This is a genomic window from Acinetobacter sp. FL (assembly GCF_040744925.1).
Lineage (GTDB): Bacteria > Pseudomonadota > Gammaproteobacteria > Pseudomonadales > Moraxellaceae > Acinetobacter > Acinetobacter radioresistens.
Map to the genome: position 1 here is coordinate 2,641,628 of NZ_CP160437.1, position 21,904 is coordinate 2,663,531.

Consider the following 21,904-nt stretch of genomic DNA (forward strand, 5'->3'; position numbering starts at 1 on the left):
TAACATTTAATTCAATACTGAATTATATTTAAATTAAACTTATTTTTATTAAAATCTTACTTTTGACTAATTATTAAAAACTAAGTTAAAACCTTTATATTAGGGTAAAATTTCATTTATTCTATTATTTTTTTAAAACGCCTCTACACCACAATTTAAAATTAATAAAAATTTAAATATATTTAGTTCTTCTAATATTTTACTTTAAAAGAAAATTCTTATTTATGAGCATTAAATATATATCTATTATATACAATAAAAAAGGGCTATTTACCCCTTTTTACTTGTCTTTTGAATATTTATAATCTTCAGACAAAAGTCTGGTTAGAATTTATAACGCAAGCTTAGTGTTGCATTACGTGGTGCACCATAATTCATACTGCTTTCACCAATCCCTTCATAATAAACTTTATCAAATAAGTTATCGATATTGAGCTGAACCTTGATATTCGGGTCAACCTGATAACCCAGCATAAGACTCGCCAACCAGATATTACCTTGGTCAATTCGCCAGTTATCCTTTTTTATTAATGAATAAGTTTTACTTCGATAATCCACTCCTGCTCCAGCACTCCATTTATCTTGGCTATATTTAACAAACAGATTTGAGGTAGTACGGGAATTATTGGGATTTACCTTCTCACCTTTAGCATCTCGTGCTTCAAAGTTGGCGATACCAAAGTTAAGACTCCATTGATCATTAATTTCGCCATCAACCTCTAGCTCTACCCCTTTACTGACGACTCCATCAATACTTCGGTAAGCCTGTTCAGAGGTCTTAACGCCATTAACAATTACATATCCATCTGTAATTTTCTCGGCAAAGTTATCTTGCTCTATTCTAAAGACAGATAAAGCTGTATTTAAACGGCCATCAAAAAATTCACTTTTAATACCCGTTTCATAGTTTTTACCAATAGCCGGGTCTAAATAACCACCATCTATATCACGACGGTTTTCCGATTTAAAAATATCGGTATAACTGGCATACCACGAATGATCTGCTGCAAAGTCATATATGACTCCGACATAAGGAGTAACCTGATTGTCGAATTTACGCGTTCCCTTGCCATCACTTGATTCAAATTCCCAGTTTGACAGCCGTACCCCTGTCACAACTTTAAGAGGGTCAAGCACATGAAATTTACCAGCAATATAAACACCGCTTTGAGTAGTCTTGTTTAATGCCAGTCTTTTCGGGTTAGTAATCGGAGTCAGCAACTCCGTATTCATATTGGAAAAATCCAGCTCATTAGGGGTATTGATGTCCAGATCATTTGTACCTTCTTTTTTTCCCTGAATCGTTCCATATTTATTGGTAAGAAGCTCATTCTGGTTCCATGAAGCACCAGTTACAATTTCCTGCTGGCGTCCAGCCCAGGTAAACGGCGCAGTAATATAAATATCGACATTATTTTCATCATTTCTCTGTTCAGAGGAATAAACAGAAATAGCCCCCAAACTTTTTTGGGTGTTTTTATCTACATTACCATCGACATAAAGCAGAGCTGTATCTTTGTCATCCCGACGATAAGAATAACCTATATGTAAATCGACATCATTAAACAGGTTATGTTGGAGTGAAGCAAATATGGCCTTTGAGTCGACATCCCAATAGGTCCAGTCTGAGCTAACGGTTAGGGAGCGGTCAAATTTGGTTCGTGTACCATCATTATAAAAGGCCGGTAGCCCTCCCCAGCGAATTCCATCACGTTCTAATTGCTGGTACATGGCGGCAAACGATAAAGTGGTCCGATCGGACAGGTCGTAGTCCAGTGCTCCATAAGCAATATTGCGCTCTTTGGAATAAAAATCCATAAAGGAATTTTCTTGTAAATGTTTCACAAAGACCCGACCGCGTAATGAACCGTCTTCATTTAAAGCATTTGAAAAATCTGCCGAGCTAGAGTAGCTATCCCATGAACCGGCTGATGCAGTCAGGTTACCTGTCAGTTCTTTTGCATTAGCATGTTTGCGGATCAGATTAAGCCCGATTGCCGGATTTCCAGCTCCCGTCATTAAACCATTTGCCCCTTTAACTACCTCTACCCGGTCATAAATACTTAAATCCGGATCACCTTCAGCCAGTGTTAAGGTACTTGGCAAGCCATCGACCAGATAATAATCGACCTGGAAACCACGTGCATAATAACTCTGGCGTTCATCGGTACGTGAAGCTGTTACTCCCGTAATATGGCTCATGAGTTCCTGAAAAGACTCAATATTCCGGTCATCCAGATAGGCCCGTGTATAGACCTTAACTGTCTGTGGCGTGTCTCGTAAAGATAGATCCAGCTTGGTCGCTGTACTTGCACTTTTAACCGTATAGCTTCCGGAGTTTTCTGTGACTGCCTGTGGCTGCTCTGCTGTTAAAGTAATGGTTTGAAGCTGCTGTACATTATCAGAATGACTTGTTTCATTTTTCTGATCCGTTTCTGCTGCAAAGGTAGTTTGTATCAGTAAAGCAGTGGAAGCAAACAGAATAGTCCGTACTGCCAAAAATAAAGGTTTAGGCGTAGAGTTTAATGGTCTAGACATACGAGTTAAGCCAAAAATAGTTGTCGTCAATAATTCCCTTAATGAATTGATATAGTCTCCCTCATCTTTTTATTAAGGTTAGACTTTTATAGGGCACTGGCTGCAACTCGCCTTAGCCTTGCATAGTACGGTTCTTCTTTCAAAGTCCACTAAAGTCAATTTTTTAAAGCAAGGTATATCAATTCAATCGCGGCAGAATCTTAACATGAAGCATACCTTAATGATACTAATTATCATTTTTATCATCATTATCTTATTTTTAGATTTTAAATATAATTGTTCAGATATTAAAATCATTTCTAAAAATTTAATTTAAACAAATTATTAGCTTCTCTTTTTCCTATTAGAAAGCGGTACAAATTTATAAAAGATTCATCAGATTTTAATTTCTATAATTTTACTCAATCCAGTGTTTGACTATTTTTATCAGTTATTTATTTTTGCACAGGTTCAGTTCTGCTCTTCCTGTTTTTGCTTAAGATTTTCGATATGCAGCCGGTCAGTTTTCCAGCCCTTTTCTAGTATTTCTTTTTCTAGATGGTATTTAATGCGTTTGAGTTTCATTGCCGGAATCACAGTCTGCTGGAATTGTTTGACGTAATCTGTCCATGCTTTTCCCTGTAATACATTAGCTGGCATGGGTGTTTTGAAAGTACTCTGGGGGGTAAAAACTATAATTGAATGCAAATACTCAGGCTCAACTACATCTTTAAGCACTGACTCCAATACCTTAATGTGCTTGTAGTTCTGATATAACGGATTTTGAAACCTAAAAGATTTTTTATATATTTTCTGTGTCCAGTGTTTCTGGCGTTCTCCGCCAAAGATCCATCCTTGATAATTTTTAGTTTCTATAATAAATATACCATAAGGACTTAACAGAATATGATCAATTTGAGTAGTACCAGTCTGTTCATCAGGTAGCGTGCAATCATTTAGCATAATATACTCTTCACTCAAGTATTTTTTAGCATGTACCTTCACTGTGAATTCGCCCAGTTTACCTTTAAATTTAGGAGAAGAAATCCAAGCAATCAGGCCGATTACAGCCACTATAATTATAAAATTAAATAACATTTTCCTTACCCCAGTTGTTTAGCTATAAATATGTTATGAAGTAGAATTTAAGGTTCTATCAAGCTTTTCAAACTCATTCAGCGCTATTATGATTTAATATGCAGTGTTCAAGGAAATAAATTATATTGGCTCAGAAATCAGAACTTTATATTTCAGTCGACATTGAAGCGTCTGGCCCTATACCTGGTATTTATAGCCTGCTTTCCATTGGCGCATGTAATATTGATCATCCTGAACAGAACTTTCAATGTGAAATCAAGCCATTAAATAGTAATGCAATACCGGAAGCATTAAATGTCTGTGGACTTTCATTAGAGAGCTTACAGCAAACCGGTCTGGAACCAGTTCAGGCTATGCAAATGTTTGATCAGTGGCTTAGCTCACTTGTAAGAGATCAACGACTGGTCTTTGTAGGTTTAAATGCCGGATTTGACTGGTCGTTTATTAACTATTATTTCTGGGCATTTTTAGGGCATAACCCATTTGGAATCAGCGCGCTGGATATTAAGTCTTATTTTATGGCTGCCCAGCACTGTAAATGGTCAGAAACCAGTTCACGGCATATGGACCGACTATTACATCCAAAGCTAAGTAAAAATCACAATGCTCTAGATGATGCTTTATATCAGGCAGAGCTGTTTAGGCTAATACGGGGTCAGCAGTTAAAGATGAACCGTCCGCTTGGCTAACTCAGCAAATCAACGCCTTAAAGCTGGATATTCTTTTCTAGGTTCAGCAGAATTGTTTTATTATCCAGTCCACCCGCAAAACCAGTTAATGCACCACTAGCTCCTATTACCCGATGACAAGGTGCAATTATTGAAATCGGATTACGACCATTTGCAGCACCTACGGCGCGCATCGCCTTAGGTCGACCAATCGCTTGAGCAATCTGCCCATAACTACGGGTCTGTCCATAAGGAATTTTTAACAGTTCGGTCCAGACCAGTTTCTGAAACTCTGTTCCGGCAAAGTCTAGCGGTATGTCAAATCGCTGCCGGTTTCCCTCAAAGTATTCTTCAAGCTGCTGGCGTACCTGAAGCAAAACCGGATGCTCCGGCTCAACCACCAGTTCTGCCAGCTGAATACGTTTAGGTTGCTCATTTTCCCAAAGAACGGCTACCAGTGCTTTCTCGTTTGCGATCAGCCTTAAACGGCCCACTGGAGAATCCATATACTGCATTGCAAGTTTCATATTTTTTTACCTGCCTCTAATTGCTTGAAGATAATTTCATCAGAACCAATCCAGATACAATCAGTACTGCTGCCAGCATTCGCATTGCTCCTGCCGGTTCATTTAAAATAAAAATCCCCAGTAAAAAAGAACCGATTGCGCCTATTCCTGTCCAGACAGTATAAGCTGTACCTAGAGGTAAAGTCCGCATCGAAATAGAGAGCAGCACTACACTCAGTATCATAAAAACAATCGTAATTACGCTTGGGCCTAAGCGAGTAAAGCCTTCTGAAAGCTTCATTGAGTAAGCCCAAACTACTTCAAAAAGACCTGCTAAGAGTAATAGTAACCATGCCATCCGGTCTTTTCCTTTCTCGTCAGGCCGTCCTGACAATTTTTCCACTATGGGGAGGCCGTTCCTCCTGAAACTTTGATTATTTTAACTGAGCCTGTCCAGATAAACAGTAGCTCAATACAAAGGTATCTTTTGCTCAGATTCCATTCATTTAAATTTAAAATCTCTTGAGCTTTAAGTAAACCCTAAAAATAGTGTTACAGCAGATGGGGAAAAATTTATCAAAGTTATGCACAAAAGCCAAACTTCACTTCCAGATAAGTATATAGCTTTAAAAAAGCCTTGTTCTACAGGCTGTAGCTATAAATTAGACAGTTCAAATTTTAGACACTGGCTAATAAAAATACTTGCTTTTGGAGTGATTAAGTCAATAAAAAAGGATTCAGTTGAATCCTTTTTATACTTTTTTTGTCTAATTAATAAGCAATTGATAGTTAATTGTTTATATTTCACCCAAGTTATCCCTAGCGTTATCAACAAGGATATCCATAGAGTTATAAACAAAGTTATCCACAGACCTTATCGAGTTATTTAAAATAGCTTAAACTTCTACACTGCCTACTTTATTCAGTTCAGCCCGCATCTCATCAATGACATTTTTATAATCTGGTTTTCCAAAAATGGCTGAACCTGCTACAAACATATCTGCACCTGCTTCAGCAATTTCACGAATATTGGCAGGTCCTACGCCACCATCTACCTCTAAACGGATATCACGGCCACTTGCGTCAATAATCTTGCGTACCTGACGTAGTTTTTCTAAAGTCATTGGAATAAATTTCTGGCCGCCGAACCCTGGGTTTACACTCATTAACAGAATCTGGTCTACCTTATCCAGTACATAGTCCAGATAATGCAATGGAGTTGCTGGGTTAAACACCAGCCCAGCTTGCGCTCCGCCAGATTTGATCAGTTGTAAAGAGCGGTCAATATGGTCAGATGCTTCTGGATGAAAGGTAATAATGTCCGCCCCTGCGTCCAGAAAGTCACCGATTGTGCGATCAACTGGTGAAACCATCAGATGTACATCAATGGGTGCCTGAATACCATATTTTTTGAGCGCCTTGCATACACCCGCCCCAAAAGTAAGATTAGGCACATAATGATTATCCATTACATCGAAATGAACTACATCAGCACCGGCTGCCAATACTTTTTCCACATCTTCACCGAGACGGGCAAAATCTGCAGATAAAATTGAAGGTGCAATTAGATAGGGCTTGGACATCGGAGGACCTGGCTTGAGAAATTGACTATTGTATTATTATAGCAAAAAGCTCCTGATTACTGGGCACTAAAGCATAAATGCAATCCCTGTTGAGACAGGTATTAAAATTTTGAGGAAGTACTTTGAGTAAAACTCTGCTACAGTATGCTTGTTATTGAGAATGAGAAGCAACATGAATAGTCGCACAGAAATTGATACTCAAGATGCTGGTCGTATAGCTAAACGTCTGGTAAATCACTGGAAACACAAGTTTGAAATTGAAGAGCATGGGACAGCTTTTACAATTGTTATGCCAGATGCAAAAGTCATTTTAACCCCTGAAACTGAACAGTTAGCTGTTCAGGTAGAAAGTCAACGTGCCGAAGATGAGCATCAACGTCTGGAAAAAGTCGTTATTGATCATCTGAATCGCATGGCACAACAGGAATTTCAGGCACAATGGCGAGCATACTAGAAGTATGCTCTGTATCATTCAAGCTTATTTCTCTTCCAGCTGGATGGCATGAAACTGTAAGTGATCATCCATAAAGCTTTGAATAAAGTAGTAACCATGATCATAGCCAGTATGCTGGCGCAAGCGTAGTGGCTGGCTTGCCTGTTTGCAGGCCTGTGCAAACAGTTCAGGATGGAGCTGGTCATAGAATTGGTCATCCAGCCCCTGATCAATCAGGATTTCAGGAAATAAGGTACCTTTTTGTGTCATCAACTGTACAGCGTCGTGTTTAGTCCACTGCTGGCGGTCTTCACCCAAGTAATGTCGAAATGCTTTTTCTCCCCACGGACACTGACTCGGTGCGCAGATTGGTGCAAATGCGGATACCGATTTAAACTTTTCCGGATATTTAAATGCTAGCGTCAAGGCACCATGGCCACCCATAGAATGTCCGAATATCCCGACTTTATCGGTCTGCACTGGAAAGTTTTTCAGAATTGCCGGATAAAGCTCATCTGTCACATAACTTTCCATCTGGTAATGTTCAGACCATGGCTCTGCACAGGCATTAATATAAAAACCAGCGCCTTGGCCTAAGTCCCAACTGTCTCCCTGGGCAACATTTTCCCCTCTTGGCGAAGTATCAGGAGAGACCAGAATTAGTCCGAGCTGGGCAGCAAGTCGCTGGGCGTGGGCTTTAATTGCAAAGGTTTCTTCGGTACAGGTTAAGCCTGCCAGATAAAATAAAGTGGTGCAGGGTTCATCCAGCAGCGCCTGAGGTGGCAAAAAAATACTAAAACGGCTCTCACCCTTCAGATATTTTGAAGTCCACTGATAAATACGCTGTTCACCATCAAAGCAACGATTGGTCTGCAATAGTTCCATATTCTTATTCCTTTTATTTTCCTGCCCTTTCGAGCTGAGCAGACTGGGATACAGCTAATGATAAATTAGGCTGATTTGCTGTGGTAGCCGGGAACAGGCGCTGTTCCAGTTGAGGCAACATCAGTTCCATATTTTTGCCGATGACCCACTGAGGCTCAGAAGGATCAAAACCTTGAGCATTCTCCCAAGTCGCTACCGTACTGCGTGCCTGTTCAAACGCCGTTTTTAAGGAAGACTGTTCACGCATAGCCTGATCAAAGAAAGCCCGCCCAAAATAAGTATAGTCAGCTTCATTGGAGCAGCCAAATGAAGCACGGTCAGCAGCAGAAGCTGTGATAATTAAAGTGTTGGCAGACTGCAAGGCAGGTATAAAACTGCCAGAATAGCAGGCAGAAATTACAATTACACGCCAGCGGATACCGGAACGGTCCAATGCTTCACGTAGCCATTTTGGATCAACCTGATCCAGCTCTAAAGGCGCATTTTCAATTTCAAACTGATTTTGCAGCCCGTGTGAAGTCATATATAAAAATAGCACATCACTTTCACGGTTCATTTGCTGCCCGATACGGCGTAGCGCCAGATTAATGCTGGTTCTAGAAGCAATAGGTATTTCAGTACGGGTTTGTGGGTTATTAATTAGCATTACCGAACGGCCGAATGTTCCGAAACGGGTATCAAACTGTTCCCTAATCCGTTTTACTTCAGATTTAAAAACATCCTGATAGCTAGCACCAGCGACACCCAAGAAATACCAGTGCGTTTGAGCAAACTCACCATACTCCACATCTTCCAGAGTACGATTCAGTATTTGACTCTGCTTATAGAAAGCCTCTTCAGAAAATGATGGCGGGACACTTTCTACTTTCCAGATTGGCTGGTCTTTAACTGACATCTGCCATACGACCAATGTAATAAATGTCGCCAGCATGATCAGGGCAAATTCCCACCACGGCCATTTTAGTTCACGACCAAATACCCAGACCACAGCCATACTCTGCCAGACAAACAGCACCATAAACAGGATGGGCAAATAGTCATAAATTGCATAAGGTAAATAATCAAGTTGCCCCAGATACTGAATCAGGCTTTGCAATAGCGCAATATGCGTATCCAGAATCAGCCATAAGATAGTCGGTACCAGCATTAATCGTGGATTATTGGTACGCTGTGACAGGAATATGCCGACAATTAAGGCCAGAAAAGGCCATAAGGCATAACTCACCAGTCCTTGAGAATTAAACTCGCCAGTTTCACCAGCAGTCAGCCAGCTAAATAAAGTATTGGCCAGCCCTCCCAGTACGCCCCAGACAATAAACTGAAGGATTGAAGGCCGCACAGCAGCCAGTGCGCGACGAGAACCTAAAAATAACCACATCCCGGCAATCTGATTGCTTTGAAAATCATGCCAAAAATTAATCGATGGTTTGAGGTTAATCATAGGATGTCTGGGAAAATGATATTTTTTTAAAGGCCTAAACAGTTTAGGCCTGAGATAGAATTTAGCAATGCCACTTTCTAACTATATAACAAAACTTTGCTTAATATTGAAGCTGTTACCAAATAGTTTTAATCAGGCAGATAAAAGTAGGCATCGAAGCGGCAGGCGTCGCCTAACCATTGATGATCAGGTGTTTGTTCGGCTAGAAATCCTGCATGACGTGGCCGTTTTACTATGACCCGTTTTGCAACTGCTTGTGCAAGAGATAAAAGTTCATCTCCCAAGTCCATCTCTCCCTGTTCAGGCAACAGCATATGTAAAAGCTGCATCTGTTTTTTAACTTGGGCCTGTTTTTTATGGTCCTGCTGGTTCTGGTCACGCTGTGGAAACATCGGATCAAGATAAACAACGTCTATCCTGTGCTGTCGAGCTGTTTGCTGACGCAAATAATCAGCAGAGTCGGCAAAAACCAGTTTAATCCTTGCTGCGGCTGAGTTCAGGAATGCATCAGTTTGTGCCTGGGCCAGACTTTCTTCCAGCAGCGTAAATAGAATGGGATGACGCTCGACTAAAGTGACTTCTGCACCTAAATGGGCCATCAGCAAGCTGTCATGCCCCAAACCGGCAGTGGCATCAATCAGTTGCGGCTTTTCTCCCAGTTGGCAGGCGCGGGCAAGCATTTCCGACTTTAAACTGGCACGCTTTAAACGTGGAATTTCAGCTTTCCAGTCTGGTTGCATTTTCATGCCATTTGCACATAGCCATAAACCTTGCGCGTCTGTACATAAAGCAAGTTCCGGATTCAGGCGTAAAAAACGGCTATTGATTTTCTCAACTGTTTCTATACCTAAATTTATACCTCGTGAACCAAGCACAGCAGCGTAGTGCTGTGCTTGATCCTCATATTCAGCTTCACAAAATAAGCGCATGGCTTACCATAATCTCCAGCCAGTAAAGGCAAATAGCAGGATCAGTAATCCGGATGCGATCCGGTACCAGGCAAAGATCATGAAATCGCGCTTGGCCACATAAGCGACTAAAACACGAATCAGGAACAATGCTGAAATAAAGGAAACTAGAATCCCCCAGCCGATTACCAACCAGTCAAAATTACTTTCCAGTACATCATAACTTTGATACAGATCTAAAAGACCGGCTCCGATAATGACAGGAATACCGAGAAAGAAAGAGAATTCGGTTGCCGATTTACGTGACAGACCCAACATCATGCCGCCAATAATTGTTGCGCCTGAGCGCGAGGTGCCCGGAATCAGTGATAAGACCTGAATCAGGCCAATCCAGATTGCCTGTTTGATACTGATATTCTCAACTTCAGGTGCATTGACTTTAGGTGGATTCTTTTCTACCCATATAATAATCAGGCCACCAACAATCAAACCAATTGCTACTGCCACATCATTAAATAGAAGCTCTTTAACCTGCTGACCAAACGTCAGACCCACCAGTACAATTGGAATCGAGGCCAGAATCAGCCCAAAGCCCAGACGGCGACCTTTTTCTTCGCCCGTGATCATACCTGTGGCAGCGCCCCATAGACGCGACCAGTATTCATAAATCACTGCCGCGATTGCCCCCATCTGGATGGCAATTACAAAGACTGCACTTTTTTCTTTAGTCCAGAAATCCATTAACTCTGAGGCCAGAATCAAATGTCCAGTACTTGAAATCGGAAGGAATTCAGTGATTCCCTCAACAATACCCATGATGGCTGCTTTAAATAGCAGTAAAAGATCCATACCGTATTCCTAATTATGCTTTACCTTGTTCTGGTATTTTTTTCCACGCATTGTCACGCAAGTAGACTGGTAAAGCCTGCTCGGCACTTAACCACTCGGCTTTTAATGCCTGTACTCGTGCGATCGCTGCAATATCTTGGGCTGTTGCCGTAATCTGCTGGTAGTTTACCTGTGCTGTATCAACTAAGGCTGAACCAGAACCCACCAGTGGAAACTGGACAGCTTGTCTGGCAGTCTCATAATCAAGTAGCTGTTCCTCAGCAACTGGCCGCATAATATGCTGTTCATCTAACTGAAAACTGCCTATATAAACTTCCTGCATCCGTGCATCCAGTACGGCACTCACTTCTTCGAGGCCCGTCAGACGATAGGCTGCCTGAGCCAGTGCCTGTAAGGTTGATACGGGAATGACTGGCAAATCGTTAGCCCAAGCCAGTGCCTGGGTGACTGCAGCATTAATGCGTACTCCACTGAATGAGCCTGGTCCACGGCTAAACGCTATTGCGGATAACTGCTCCAATTGCAGTGAAGTTTGCTGCAACCCCTTTTCAATCATAGGTAGTATCATTTGTGTCTGTGCTTTAGTACGCTCATCCAGCTGAAAGAACAGCTCCTGAGTGTCATCTACTATGGATACGGAACACTGCTCGTTGGCAGTTTCCAATGCCAGCAATTTCATGCACAACCTTAAATAAAATCAGTTAAAAATTGTTGGCTATCATACTCCACTCATGTTTCAGTGGCGAGGATTTCACAGAGCAAATACAAAAAAGCCAAGTCTATACTTGGCTAAATTTTCATCTTTCAGATTCCGTTAAAGTTTAACTTCTTCCAAGTGTGTAAACCGCTTAAAATGTTCTGCATAATGTAGTGCGCTGAAACGGATATGCGCTGCAACCTGCTCATCCACCTGTTTCACGACTTTTCCAGGCGACCCCATAACAACTGAGTTGTCTGGAATAACCTTACCTTCTGGAATCAAGGCATTAGCACCAATAATACAGTTTTTACCAATTACTGCATTATTTAGAATTACAGAATTAATTCCAATTAATGTATTGTCTCCAATGGTACAGCCATGCAGCATGGCTTGATGACCAATCGTAACATATTGCCCGATATTCATCTCGATGCCGGCATCAGTATGTAATACTGCATTTTCCTGCACATTGGTATAATCACCAAGGTGAATTTTAGAATTATCTGCACGGATCACCGCTCCAAACCAGATGCTGACCTGCTGCCCCATTTCAACCTGACCAATCACTGTGGCATTGTCTGCTACCCATCCATCCCAAGGCTGCTGTAAAGCTTTAGGCGCGTGCCCTTCAAATTTATATAACATGTTTCTATTCCCTGTTTGTTTTAGTCAGTATTTTCTAGCCTGAAAAGTAGGCGAGTTCAACAAGAATGGCCATTCTTTTTTATAATTTAAGCCATATTTAAACAGCGCAATTAACATTCGGGCAGTCAGGCCCCAAATAATTTCATTATTAATCCGCATACTGGGAAAATATAATGACTGATGCGCATAGTGAACCTCATAAGGTACAGGAGGTGCATGCATCAGTTCGTCTAATGAAACATAAAAAATCCGGTCGATTTCAGAAGGCTGCGGATTGAGCTCCAACCCGGCCGGAATAAGTCCAACTACCGGTTTAACCAACATACCATTACGCGCACGATGCATAGGTAAATCGCCTATCAGCTCTACTTCAAACGGGTTAAGGCCAGTTTCTTCCTGAGCTTCCCGTAGTGCAATCACAATATTGCTGGTATCTGTCGCATCCCGTTTCCCGCCTGGAAACGAGACTTCACCTGCATGACTGTTCAGATAGGCAGAACGGCGTGTTAGCAGCACTTTCGGATCAGGCTCATTGGTAATAGCAATCAGGACTGCGGCATGGGCAGGCTGTATACGTCTTGAAAACCGCAAGCGTTGTTGCAGAAGTTGTATGAGTGAATGATCATCCATGCCATTACCTTATCTTCGCTCTTTTATTCTATTTTCATCATAGCTGAAATTGTCGGGCTTGACATACAAATGATGCGAAAGCATAAAATTTCGGTTATGCTGAATGCCACCTCTCCTGGCGTTAATGTATATGAATTTCTGCATCATTTGTGGGCATGAGACAACTGAAAAAATTCCTTTAGGCGATCATCAAATTCGTCGTGTCTGTGTTCAATGTGGAAATATACATTATGAGAATCCGAAGGTAATTTGTGGAGCTTTAGCACTTTGGGAAGATAAAGTCCTGCTTTGTCGCCGTGCTATTGAACCGCGTTACGGACTCTGGACACTGCCAGCTGGCTATATGGAATTATTTGAAACCATGGAACAGGGTGCAGCACGTGAAACCCGTGAAGAAGCTGAAGCCGAAATTCATATTGAACAGTTATACTGTATGTATAATATTCCACGAATCGGGCAGATCTATGTGCTGTTTAAAGCTAACTTAATTGATGGTACATTTGGAGCGGGTGAAGAAAGTATTGAATGTCGTCTCTTTGATGAACATGAAATTCCCTGGACTGAATTAGCTTTTCCGAGTGTTGAGCGGACTTTGCGTCATTATTTTGAAGACCGGAAAAATAATTCTTTTATTACCCATCTTGAAACTATTGGTACGCGTATAGATCATACCGGCTAATATAAAATATAATAAAAAGGCCAGAGCAAATTAACATTACTCTGGTCTTTCATAGAACTTGATTCATATAAATACAAATCATTTAATGTCAGAATTTTATTTAGTTTTAACCTGATAACAGTCTGGCAATGTCATTTCTATTTTTCCGCCCGCCAGCTTTGCCAGATTTAAATCAGCCTGTGTGACTTCTTTTTTAGTTGGATCATTTTCAGACTTTTTCTGGTTTGCATTATTAAAGGTATTCTGGAAGCTTGCTAATGTATTGGCCCATTGTACAGCTTCTCCTGCAGAGTCCGTAAAGCGAATTGACCTGTTACCGTTTAATAGTCCACCAAGCTGTATCCTCGCTCCCCCAACAGAAAGTATTTCACCATTTTCTGCGAGCTGCAATTTGACATTCATTCCCACTAATGCCCCATTGATATTATTAAAAGTATCATTGGCTAAAATCATGCGTACAGAAATAGAATTATCATTAGTAAATACGCGGGCTGTGGTTCCTAAACGATACTGTTGCACTCCATAATTATCTATTAATTCCGAGCTGATACTATCTGAATTACATAAAGCCGTAGACATATCTGATGCAGTTGCATTTGGCCGGATATTAGTTCGAATATCTCCATTGGCATCTACTACAATGCCCAGTTTAATATTATTGACCGAAGTATCATTAAACTTGAAGGTCAGGTCAGCATAAAGTGGAAAAATATAATTTTCGCCTACACGGCTATTATTAATAGACTTGAAGACTTTTTTATCCAGATAAGTAATATGGTAGATTTTGTACAGGTCCATAGGTCCTTGAAATAACTCACCGGCTACCTCCTGCTGCCAGTGACCTAAATCATTTTTATCTGCTTCTGTGATCGTTGTTTTTCTGGTAATTTTTTTGTAGAACTTTTCTTGCCCGGCCATAATACTGTTATTAAGTAGTTTACCTTGAGTAATCAGTAAATCCTGAGAGTTCTGTTCACTGACTTTAAATGTAAAAGGCTGATCTATTCTCTTAGTAAGTGGATTAATCCAGTGATCCTGTGATTCCGCAGTGATTCTCACTGGCCTGGTAGAGGTAATAAGTTCCAGATTAGCACCGATAACTGCAGATGTAGCTTTAGTAACACTTCCTTTCCATTGAATGCCACTCCCAAGAGTGTAGCCCTGCCGGTCAGTAATCAACATAAAATGACCTAAAGCACGTTTAATAGAAATATCATTTAAGTCACAAACTGGTTTATTACACCCTACCATGCCTTCTGAGCCGGCATTACTTGCTATTTGATCAATTAAATTTGTTGGAAAGACGGCAAATTCAGGTTGGTAAACTGCAGAATTAGCAATATTGACTAATTTATTCAGTGTAATAAAAGCATCTTGATCTGTAATTTGTGAAACATCCAGCCATGGGCGAATCAATTCAACATATCTTTTACTGACAATATCTTCGGCAGTCACTGAGGTAGAAATTTTTTCCAGATTTTGTCTTACTGCATCTGTAATATAAAGTGCCTGGATATCCGTAGGCACTTCAATTCTTTGTTCTTTGAGTGCCAATGCCTGAATAATTTTAACCAGTTCTAAGGCAACTTTCACGGTAGGATCACTCTGCTGAAGCATTTTGGCATCTTGTCCAGTTATTCCAGCAGCAAGATCAAGCAAGGTCAAACGAGGAACCGTACCAATTGTATCGGATGAACTAATTTTATTGAGATCTACTTCACCCAGACTAATTTTTCTGTCGTCACTGCCCATCATAAAGAATTCTGCCTTATCGCCTGTACGGCAAGTTCCTGTAACTACAGAGTTGGCAAAATCCATTAAAGTTATAAACGTATTATTGGCGTCACTACTACAGGTAAAATTCAGACCATCAACGGGATAATCTAAAATAAATTCAGTACATCCTTTATCATTTGCTTTACATGTTCCATTGACATACGTCATCGTATCTTTTTCGGGGATAATATTTGCACTTTCACCACCGCAGCCACTCAATGCAGCCATTAATGCAGTCATCGTAAATGGTAGTAGATATTTATTTTTCATTATTCATGCTCTTTTTTTTCGGTTTAACGTAGTGCAATTAGTTTTAACTGTCCCTGATTACTCAGTACATAATTCGGCGTATCTGGGGCTGAAAGTAAGGGAGTCATTAGTAAGTACTGAGTATGGACTGGTATACGGATCACACCTTCAAGTTTTTTAAAATGAATCATCGAGGCATCAGTATCATGGTTTTTAAAGCCTCCAGCCCCCTCAATGACACAACCTTTTGCATCCAGAAATATGACTAAAGGCCAATAAAAAGTCGGTCTGTTTTGCTGGGAGGCGTACGAGTTAATCTGGACATGCTGTATCTGGTCAGATAGTTCAACCACTTCAAAATCGAACTGATCCTTTAAAGGAGCGCGCGGCCAGATATTAATTTCTTGCTCTGCATTCATCCTTTTAGCTTTCTTAATCTTTTTATCTTTAAAACACTGTTGTCCTAAACTTTCTACTGCTTCGGCCTGAGATATACGATAGTAAGTAGGAGCTAAAACAATTACCTGATTTGCCTGTATCGGACTCTTTTTGAACAGATGATCTAAAGTGGACTTGCCTACCCCTTTCTCTCTTTCAATAACCTGTAAACGCGTGGAGCCATTACGTGTATCAATAATCCCTTCTGGCATAGTATAGAAACGTTTTTTTCCATCTATATTAAATTCTTTATCTTCCAGATATTCACTTTTAATATATTGCTCACCGTCAATTACTGTTAAAGCCTGTTGCTGTGCGGTGAGGGCTGGAGTATTGATTTTTTGCTCTTTTTGATGGGTTGCTTGCGTCTCTGGAATAATAATGTTTTTTTGTGGCGTCACAACTTGTTTCGGCTGCTTTATAGAAGAACTATGGTCTGGCAACTTTTCTACTGGTTTAACTATCGATGTAACAGCCTGTATTTCTTTAGGGGCAACAATCAACGGCTGATTATCTGCATTAATTATATCTTGAGCTGTTTTCTTCTCCATCCCATTTGAAGAAGATGGAATATTTTTTGATGACATAATCACAACATCTATCTGACTTTTGTCATCCCTAGATGTTTTTAGTTTATGAGTAAAATTGGTAGTTTCAGCCTCAGGCTGAACCAGTTTTTCAGGTCTTTTATCTGGGCGTTGTACTACCATAGGCCGCCCATCAGGACCAATAATAGTATGAAACTCTCCAGCTGATACAAACGATACTGGCATTAAACCTAATGCGAATATCATTTTAATGACGATGTCCCTTTTCATTTTCTTTTCAAAGCCTACCACTTTGTTCTGTAACTTAGACCCAAGATTGTAATTTTAGTATCCGTTTTCATATTTAAACCCGCAAACGGGTTCAGCAAGATATTATTTACCCCAGGCAAATTACCTAAATTACTGCCACCTGCTGGAATTTTATCGCGGCTTTGTAAGAAACCAATTGATAAATCCAGATCTGTATCTGCATCAAAACGATAGCCTAATCCAAGACCAAATAGTTGTGCGTTATTGATTGGAACCATGGTATTACGTTTATGGTCAGGAATAGCACTGGTCCGTGGTTCATAGCCTGCCCGTAGCTTTAAACGGTCTGTAGCTGAATATTCGAAGCCAATTCCAAAATTCCATGGCGAAGTAAATTCTAGAGGCAAGGCCAGATTGGCATCCCCAATATTTTCAGATAAAAGTTTTGCAATTTTTAGCACAGAAATTTCCCGGTCAAATTCAAATTTAAATTTGTCCCAAGCCCTATAGTCTGTCCAGCCTACATCGAAGTTAAGCTGTAAATCAGGTAAAATTTTATACTTTATTCCTGCCTGAAAGTGTGCTGGGTATTCAAAATCCATAGCCACCAGCCCTGACTCACTTCCTGGAATAGAACGGGGAAAGCCTAAAATAGCAGCCAGAATCTGCCCAGTCGGTGAGGACATGAGACCATTGATGAGTTCTTGTGGAGCTTTGGCATTATCAATATGGTATTTACCTTTTAACCGCATTTTTGCAGAACTTTGATACACCATGCCTAAGCTAAAGTCATCCGTTGGCTCCCACAGTACACCCAAGTTATAACTTGGACTAAGAGATTGTTCTAAAGCAACTTGCATCTGTCCAAAACGGCTAAAAGGATTCATACCTTCTTCAGCATTACAAATACCTAATAGTAAGATATCAGTAATAATGTCCTGGTTTTCCTTGAAAGGTGTACAGACAACCTCATCAATCATACGTAACATTCCAATCAATTCATTGGGAAAACGTAAATCTGTTTTCAGACCAATGGCTTGATAAGACATGCCAATAGATGCGCCAATTGATAATTCATCATTCACTTCATAAGCAAAAGATGGCGATAGATAGGTAATCCTCTCCAAGGCAACCTGTTGCCCCATAAAGTTACCAGGATTACCATTTTCAGCACCAAAACCGGCTACCAGAGGTGCATACATAGCGGTAGCAAATGTAGTTTTAGATCCAGGCGGATTATATGCAATCCCCGCTGTTGGTGCGACCATTGGCATCCCTTCGCCCAAATCGACCATTTTTTTTAAAATCGGAACATACAGGCTGACGTACTCTACATCGCCCCTGACCGGGCCTTTAAAATCAGTACACAAGTCCGAATCAACTTCTGGCCCGTCATTACATACTAATGGGTCATCAGAATAACCAAATACATTGTAGCCAGCAGGTACGGTAAATTCACGTTTGATATCAAAATTCGCCACAATTCCTTGCAGGTCGGTCTGTAAGCCCTCAATTTTGGTCAATGCCGCCGGGTTAAAATGGATTGCACTAATCCCGGGAGGGTCTGCTGTTACAGCATTTCCCATAGTTAATGACCGAATATCAACAGATAAATTTTGCCCTAATTGAGCAAATGCAACACTGGAACAGCCCGATAATAAAATTGCAGACACTAGCGGGCGAAGTCGATTAATTTTCATACGACCAGCCTCTTAGCGTAATTTTTTACCAAAACCCAAAATATCCAGTGGGAAAGAAAGACCTAAAGAGACATCAGGTGCATCTTCTGTCAGTCCTATACCCAGTGTACCGTTTACAATAGTCTCTGGTGATACCCGTACGCCTAGAGATATTGCAAAGGTTGAACTGGTTTGATCTGCAACCGAATAACTTTCTCCACTTGTATATGTGAATTCAGCATCAGTATTGAAACTTTGCTGATAAGACATGGTCATCGAAACGTCATAGTTAAATGAATAGGCAAAACCAAAAGCGAATCCACCACTTATACCTGGATTAAACTCATCAATGATTCGTGACCCACGGCGCTGATTCAGTCCAGTTTCTTTAAAACCGTAGTTGGCTGATACTGAGGCGAAGAGTACAACAGGATCAATATATTTACGGGTACTCGCCCCTATACCTGCCGAATAATATCCTTTACCGGTAGAAAGGTCTGTTGTTGGATTAATCTCATAAGGACTATCGCCAGTTTTACTGGAAAGATTACCAAATAAGATCAGCGGTAAGCGTCCAGCTTTTAAGGGAAAAGGCTCCCAACGCGCCCCTACTGAAATATCCCCCAGACCCGCAGTAGAAGCATCTTTGAGCAGATCTGTTTTTGCAACCAAAGGTAATGAAGCAGTGAACGTTAAATTATCCAGCACGCCATATTGAGCAGTAAAGGTATTGGTTAGGGTATGACTGGCATTTTCCTGCACCCGTAATTGGTATAGCTGCCCTTGAGCCATTTCTAAATCTAGCTGTGTATCTCTGTAATAAGTATAGTCGACATCATAATATGCAGAGATATCACCCTTTTTGATTAAAGAATACTGACGCTCATTGGATGTAAACACTTCCTGTAAATTGGTTTCTTTAGTCGCATCACCTGCCTGTTGTTGCAGAGCCATTGAAGCGTCTTGCTGCTCTGACACTGTTTCTGATGTAATAGCCTGTTCAGGAGATGCGGCTTCAACGTCCTGCCGATTTGCTGTTTTCTCCTTCTCTGGGGCTACCGGCTGTTCTGCCGCATAAGCCATCCCAAATAACATCTGAATACTTAAAGCCAAGACTGTTCTATTCATCCACTTACGGTCCATTTTCCATCCCACCTTTTTATTTTTTTAATTTCAAACAATTGCTGTGCTGCTATTTATTTTTGTAATAGAGCCTCAGATAGTTATAGGTAGGTTGCCCATAACTTTCTGATTCCTTATTCAAATTTCGATCTAGACGTATAGTTGAGGCTTTATCGGCAATTTTTTCCATATAGAATTGCGGGTATTGAATATCTACGAAGGCATAACGGTTTACTGTGGCATCTTCTACATGACGCATATCAGCATCTTGCAAAGCCAACAGGTTTTTTCTTTGTTCAGGCGCTACGTTAATCAAGAACAGTGTATTATTTTCCCAAATTTCCTTAAAACGCTGCTCGTCAAAACTTATATTCCCCAAAGCCGGGTCAGCGACGTAAACGCGCCCATTCTTATAGGCTTTATAAACCACAAAATGCTTAAAACCGGCGTAACTGATTGGTACAATTGCAGGCTGACCCTGCTTGACCAAATCTGAAAATTCTCCTTTATACCCTCCACTTTCTAAACCTAAAGCTTCTACAAAACGCTTCATGTCCAACAGGGAAAAACTGCGTCGCTCAATAATACGTTCTGTTTCACCAAACTTTAAAAGTCCATTCATGGTCTGCTGTTCTGATAAATCAGTGCCAACATACCCATTTAAAAGTGTAGTAAGTGCGGCTGAACCACAACTATAATCGTAAGCCTGACGGACAATACCTCGGAACTGGTCTTCTAATGCGGGTTTAATAAGTACAGGTTCTCTATGCATTCGGACAAAAGAGTTATTTCGAGAATCTAAAGTTTCTGTATAATAAACTGCTTCTTCCGGTTTCTTTTTTATTTCAAAGGCTTCCGTGGCAAAGTAATACATTAATGCCGAGCCTAAAGCGATCTCTAACATATCTTTAACTTTTTAGTTTTCAGTAATTATACTGATATTCGTTATTTTTCTAGAGTATAAACTCTACTTCCTTGTACCACTCAAGATACCTTTTTTTTTTAAAAATAACAGCTTTTTTTAGGATTTTTGAAAAAAATTATATTTTATTGTAAAAAAAAGCGCGTGAAGTCACGCGCTTTTAAATAGAAATTTATTATCGACCAGAAATGGTAATCACAGAACCTTGGTTGTATTGACCCATTGCAGGACTGTAATAAGTTTGTAGTCCCTGAATTTCTACATCCCCAATTGAAGCAGCATCGCGGCTACCTAAATGAACACCCTTAACATAGTTATCAATTGGACCTGAGTTACTTACCATACGAATATAGCCATTATTAGTACCTTCTTTACCGATCACACTAATTTTTTGATCAATTGATAGATCACGAGCATTAGCATCAGCTACTTTAATACTATCGACAAAAATTTCACCAGCAGCACGTGTAGCTGTTTTAGTTGAGTTATCTAGAATACCCAGGTTCTTGATCTCAAGACCGCCCAGCATTTTTGCATCTAGCTTAATCATGGCGCCCTGTGGAGCTGCACCTAATTGAATATTTGCTGACATTGGACCTGTTTTTAATGAAAGGCCAGAGAGAATAGCATTATAGTTTGTATCATCCCCCCCACGACGAATACTCGTTGCAGTTGCAGGATCTGCTACAGCATTAGAACCGGTTACCCCAATCTCGCCAATATTGATATCTAGACCCGATACATCAGCAGCAATATTAATAAATGCACCACCAGCTGCTTTGTCGCCTGCATCAGAGTCAATACGCAGGTCAGCAAGATTACGAGTTGTTAGCAGATATTTGCCTGCATCATCATAATTGGCTTTGACTACTACACCCAGCTTTTCGTTAATATCGCCTGTTTTACCGTTACCCTTAATTACGATGGCACCAGCCTTTCCAGCAGTGCTTCCACCTGTTAGGCCATCATTATCATGAATAAATAATTTTTCAATTTCAACCTTTGAAATACCGATCCCGATATTAATACCATCTTGGCCAGTGGTTGCACTTAATGAAGCATCATCCATCGCTTGCATTGCCATTGCATTTGCACTAATTGCCATAGAAGAAACTAAAGCAATTTTAGTAAACATTTTCATTCCATACTCTCCTAAGAGTTTTTATTTTTTTGATTGTCTAGCTACTCTTAATTTCTACTGTTTTTTTATTTTCTGCAGTAGAAACATCCTGTCCTTGAGTAGCTACTTTAGATTAGCAAGCTTAAGTTAGCCTGAGAGGATTAATTGATCAACTGCTGCCCATCATAATCAAAGCAAAACCGATAAACGGTATCTGGATTTAGGTCATAGTTAATTATGTAGTAATATGTGCCACTGT

21 protein-coding genes are annotated in these 21,904 nt (G+C 40.4%); 3 read left to right on the forward strand and 18 right to left on the reverse strand.

Annotation, left to right across the window (positions count from 1 at the left end):
• Positions 1-324 precede the first annotated feature (324 nt).
• The gene (locus tag ABZP31_RS12320; RefSeq protein WP_016801133.1) at positions 325-2,538 is read right to left on the reverse strand and encodes a TonB-dependent siderophore receptor; all 2,214 of its coding nucleotides are present in this window, start codon (positions 2,536-2,538) and stop codon (positions 325-327) included.
• 450 nt (positions 2,539-2,988) lie between these two features.
• Positions 2,989-3,615, reverse strand: coding sequence for a nuclease-related domain-containing protein (locus ABZP31_RS12325; protein ID WP_005027695.1), 627 nt, complete (start codon positions 3,613-3,615; stop codon positions 2,989-2,991).
• A 125-nt stretch (positions 3,616-3,740) separates the two neighbouring features.
• Between ABZP31_RS12325 and ABZP31_RS12330 the strand changes: the two genes are divergently transcribed.
• Entirely contained in the window at positions 3,741-4,304 is a 564-nt protein-coding gene (locus ABZP31_RS12330; RefSeq protein ID WP_005027697.1) for a 3'-5' exonuclease, read from the forward strand.
• A gap of 17 nt (positions 4,305-4,321) precedes the next feature.
• Here ABZP31_RS12330 and ABZP31_RS12335 read toward each other — a convergent pair whose 3' ends face one another.
• From ABZP31_RS12335 to rpe, 3 genes are all read right to left on the reverse strand, one after another.
• On the reverse strand, positions 4,322-4,810 hold the full coding sequence (locus ABZP31_RS12335) for a methylated-DNA--[protein]-cysteine S-methyltransferase (RefSeq protein ID WP_005018605.1): 489 nt from the start codon (positions 4,808-4,810) through the stop codon (positions 4,322-4,324).
• A gap of 16 nt (positions 4,811-4,826) precedes the next feature.
• Positions 4,827-5,147: a multidrug efflux SMR transporter gene (locus ABZP31_RS12340; protein WP_005018603.1), complete on the reverse strand. Its 321-nt coding sequence runs from the start codon at positions 5,145-5,147 to the stop codon at positions 4,827-4,829.
• A 538-nt stretch (positions 5,148-5,685) separates the two neighbouring features.
• A complete protein-coding gene (rpe, locus tag ABZP31_RS12345; protein WP_005027700.1) occupies positions 5,686-6,372 on the reverse strand; it encodes a ribulose-phosphate 3-epimerase in 687 nt (228 codons plus the stop codon).
• 172 nt (positions 6,373-6,544) lie between these two features.
• On the opposite strand from rpe, the gene ABZP31_RS12350 reads away from it, so the two are divergent.
• Positions 6,545-6,826, forward strand: coding sequence for a DUF2218 domain-containing protein (locus ABZP31_RS12350; RefSeq protein WP_005018600.1), 282 nt, complete (start codon positions 6,545-6,547; stop codon positions 6,824-6,826).
• A 24-nt stretch (positions 6,827-6,850) separates the two neighbouring features.
• Here ABZP31_RS12350 and fghA read toward each other — a convergent pair whose 3' ends face one another.
• The 7 genes from fghA to ABZP31_RS12385 all read right to left on the reverse strand — a co-directional run bounded on the left by fghA (position 6,851) and on the right by ABZP31_RS12385 (position 12,863).
• Positions 6,851-7,690 (reverse strand): S-formylglutathione hydrolase, encoded by an 840-nt coding sequence (gene fghA, locus ABZP31_RS12355; protein WP_005406862.1) that lies wholly within the window; start codon positions 7,688-7,690, stop codon positions 6,851-6,853.
• Between the two features lie 13 nt (positions 7,691-7,703).
• Positions 7,704-9,131: a C13 family peptidase gene (locus ABZP31_RS12360; RefSeq protein ID WP_005404877.1), complete on the reverse strand. Its 1,428-nt coding sequence runs from the start codon at positions 9,129-9,131 to the stop codon at positions 7,704-7,706.
• 128 nt (positions 9,132-9,259) lie between these two features.
• Complete coding sequence (locus tag ABZP31_RS12365; protein WP_005404876.1) at positions 9,260-10,060, reverse strand: class I SAM-dependent methyltransferase; 801 nt, start codon at positions 10,058-10,060, stop codon at positions 9,260-9,262.
• A gap of 3 nt (positions 10,061-10,063) precedes the next feature.
• Positions 10,064-10,888: an undecaprenyl-diphosphate phosphatase gene (locus ABZP31_RS12370; protein WP_005018595.1), complete on the reverse strand. Its 825-nt coding sequence runs from the start codon at positions 10,886-10,888 to the stop codon at positions 10,064-10,066.
• Between the two features lie 13 nt (positions 10,889-10,901).
• The gene (tsaB, locus tag ABZP31_RS12375; protein ID WP_367156818.1) at positions 10,902-11,567 is read right to left on the reverse strand and encodes a tRNA (adenosine(37)-N6)-threonylcarbamoyltransferase complex dimerization subunit type 1 TsaB; all 666 of its coding nucleotides are present in this window, start codon (positions 11,565-11,567) and stop codon (positions 10,902-10,904) included.
• Positions 11,568-11,702: 135 nt separating this feature from the next.
• On the reverse strand, positions 11,703-12,233 hold the full coding sequence (locus ABZP31_RS12380; RefSeq protein ID WP_106439130.1) for a gamma carbonic anhydrase family protein: 531 nt from the start codon (positions 12,231-12,233) through the stop codon (positions 11,703-11,705).
• Between the two features lie 24 nt (positions 12,234-12,257).
• A complete protein-coding gene (locus ABZP31_RS12385; protein ID WP_005018581.1) occupies positions 12,258-12,863 on the reverse strand; it encodes a CoA pyrophosphatase in 606 nt (201 codons plus the stop codon).
• A 130-nt stretch (positions 12,864-12,993) separates the two neighbouring features.
• Between ABZP31_RS12385 and ABZP31_RS12390 the strand changes: the two genes are divergently transcribed.
• On the forward strand, positions 12,994-13,542 hold the full coding sequence (locus tag ABZP31_RS12390) for an NUDIX hydrolase (RefSeq protein ID WP_005404874.1): 549 nt from the start codon (positions 12,994-12,996) through the stop codon (positions 13,540-13,542).
• 96 nt (positions 13,543-13,638) lie between these two features.
• Here the strand turns inward: ABZP31_RS12390 and ABZP31_RS12395 are convergent, their stop codons facing one another.
• The 6 genes from ABZP31_RS12395 to ABZP31_RS12420 all read right to left on the reverse strand — a co-directional run bounded on the left by ABZP31_RS12395 (position 13,639) and on the right by ABZP31_RS12420 (position 21,666).
• A complete protein-coding gene (locus ABZP31_RS12395) occupies positions 13,639-15,588 on the reverse strand; it encodes a hypothetical protein (protein WP_367156819.1) in 1,950 nt (649 codons plus the stop codon).
• 23 nt (positions 15,589-15,611) lie between these two features.
• Positions 15,612-16,823 carry a putative pilus assembly protein FilE gene (filE, locus tag ABZP31_RS12400; RefSeq protein WP_174498850.1) on the reverse strand — a complete coding sequence of 404 codons (1,212 nt, stop codon included), beginning with the start codon at positions 16,821-16,823 and terminating at the stop codon, positions 15,612-15,614.
• 14 nt (positions 16,824-16,837) lie between these two features.
• Complete coding sequence (locus ABZP31_RS12405; protein WP_248134193.1) at positions 16,838-18,502, reverse strand: OmpP1/FadL family transporter; 1,665 nt, start codon at positions 18,500-18,502, stop codon at positions 16,838-16,840.
• A gap of 12 nt (positions 18,503-18,514) precedes the next feature.
• On the reverse strand, positions 18,515-19,624 hold the full coding sequence (locus ABZP31_RS12410; protein ID WP_106439133.1) for a hypothetical protein: 1,110 nt from the start codon (positions 19,622-19,624) through the stop codon (positions 18,515-18,517).
• Between the two features lie 49 nt (positions 19,625-19,673).
• Positions 19,674-20,507: a C39 family peptidase gene (locus tag ABZP31_RS12415; RefSeq protein ID WP_005018574.1), complete on the reverse strand. Its 834-nt coding sequence runs from the start codon at positions 20,505-20,507 to the stop codon at positions 19,674-19,676.
• Positions 20,508-20,700: 193 nt separating this feature from the next.
• Positions 20,701-21,666, reverse strand: coding sequence for a DUF6160 family protein (locus tag ABZP31_RS12420; RefSeq protein WP_005027722.1), 966 nt, complete (start codon positions 21,664-21,666; stop codon positions 20,701-20,703).
• Between the last annotated feature and the right edge of the window lie 238 nt (positions 21,667-21,904).

What these genes read in the sequence shown, in the direction of transcription:
- ABZP31_RS12320 (WP_016801133.1), bottom strand. Translation starts at nt 2,538, where the DNA reads ATGTCTAGACCATTAAACTCTACGCCTAAACCTTTATTTTTGGCAGTA.
- ABZP31_RS12325 (WP_005027695.1), bottom strand. Translation starts at nt 3,615, where the DNA reads ATGTTATTTAATTTTATAATTATAGTGGCTGTAATCGGCCTGATTGCT.
- ABZP31_RS12335 (WP_005018605.1), bottom strand. Translation starts at nt 4,810, where the DNA reads ATGAAACTTGCAATGCAGTATATGGATTCTCCAGTGGGCCGTTTAAGG.
- ABZP31_RS12340 (WP_005018603.1), bottom strand. Translation starts at nt 5,147, where the DNA reads ATGGCATGGTTACTATTACTCTTAGCAGGTCTTTTTGAAGTAGTTTGG.
- rpe (WP_005027700.1), bottom strand. Translation starts at nt 6,372, where the DNA reads ATGTCCAAGCCCTATCTAATTGCACCTTCAATTTTATCTGCAGATTTT.
- ABZP31_RS12350 (WP_005018600.1), top strand. Translation starts at nt 6,545, where the DNA reads ATGAATAGTCGCACAGAAATTGATACTCAAGATGCTGGTCGTATAGCT.
- fghA (WP_005406862.1), bottom strand. Translation starts at nt 7,690, where the DNA reads ATGGAACTATTGCAGACCAATCGTTGCTTTGATGGTGAACAGCGTATT.
- ABZP31_RS12360 (WP_005404877.1), bottom strand. Translation starts at nt 9,131, where the DNA reads ATGATTAACCTCAAACCATCGATTAATTTTTGGCATGATTTTCAAAGC.
- ABZP31_RS12365 (WP_005404876.1), bottom strand. Translation starts at nt 10,060, where the DNA reads ATGCGCTTATTTTGTGAAGCTGAATATGAGGATCAAGCACAGCACTAC.
- ABZP31_RS12370 (WP_005018595.1), bottom strand. Translation starts at nt 10,888, where the DNA reads ATGGATCTTTTACTGCTATTTAAAGCAGCCATCATGGGTATTGTTGAG.
- tsaB (WP_367156818.1), bottom strand. Translation starts at nt 11,567, where the DNA reads ATGAAATTGCTGGCATTGGAAACTGCCAACGAGCAGTGTTCCGTATCC.
- ABZP31_RS12380 (WP_106439130.1), bottom strand. Translation starts at nt 12,233, where the DNA reads ATGTTATATAAATTTGAAGGGCACGCGCCTAAAGCTTTACAGCAGCCT.
- ABZP31_RS12385 (WP_005018581.1), bottom strand. Translation starts at nt 12,863, where the DNA reads ATGGATGATCATTCACTCATACAACTTCTGCAACAACGCTTGCGGTTT.
- ABZP31_RS12390 (WP_005404874.1), top strand. Translation starts at nt 12,994, where the DNA reads ATGAATTTCTGCATCATTTGTGGGCATGAGACAACTGAAAAAATTCCT.
- ABZP31_RS12395 (WP_367156819.1), bottom strand. Translation starts at nt 15,588, where the DNA reads ATGAAAAATAAATATCTACTACCATTTACGATGACTGCATTAATGGCT.
- filE (WP_174498850.1), bottom strand. Translation starts at nt 16,823, where the DNA reads ATGAAAAGGGACATCGTCATTAAAATGATATTCGCATTAGGTTTAATG.
- ABZP31_RS12405 (WP_248134193.1), bottom strand. Translation starts at nt 18,502, where the DNA reads ATGAAAATTAATCGACTTCGCCCGCTAGTGTCTGCAATTTTATTATCG.
- ABZP31_RS12410 (WP_106439133.1), bottom strand. Translation starts at nt 19,624, where the DNA reads ATGGACCGTAAGTGGATGAATAGAACAGTCTTGGCTTTAAGTATTCAG.
- ABZP31_RS12415 (WP_005018574.1), bottom strand. Translation starts at nt 20,507, where the DNA reads ATGTTAGAGATCGCTTTAGGCTCGGCATTAATGTATTACTTTGCCACG.
- ABZP31_RS12420 (WP_005027722.1), bottom strand. Translation starts at nt 21,666, where the DNA reads ATGAAAATGTTTACTAAAATTGCTTTAGTTTCTTCTATGGCAATTAGT.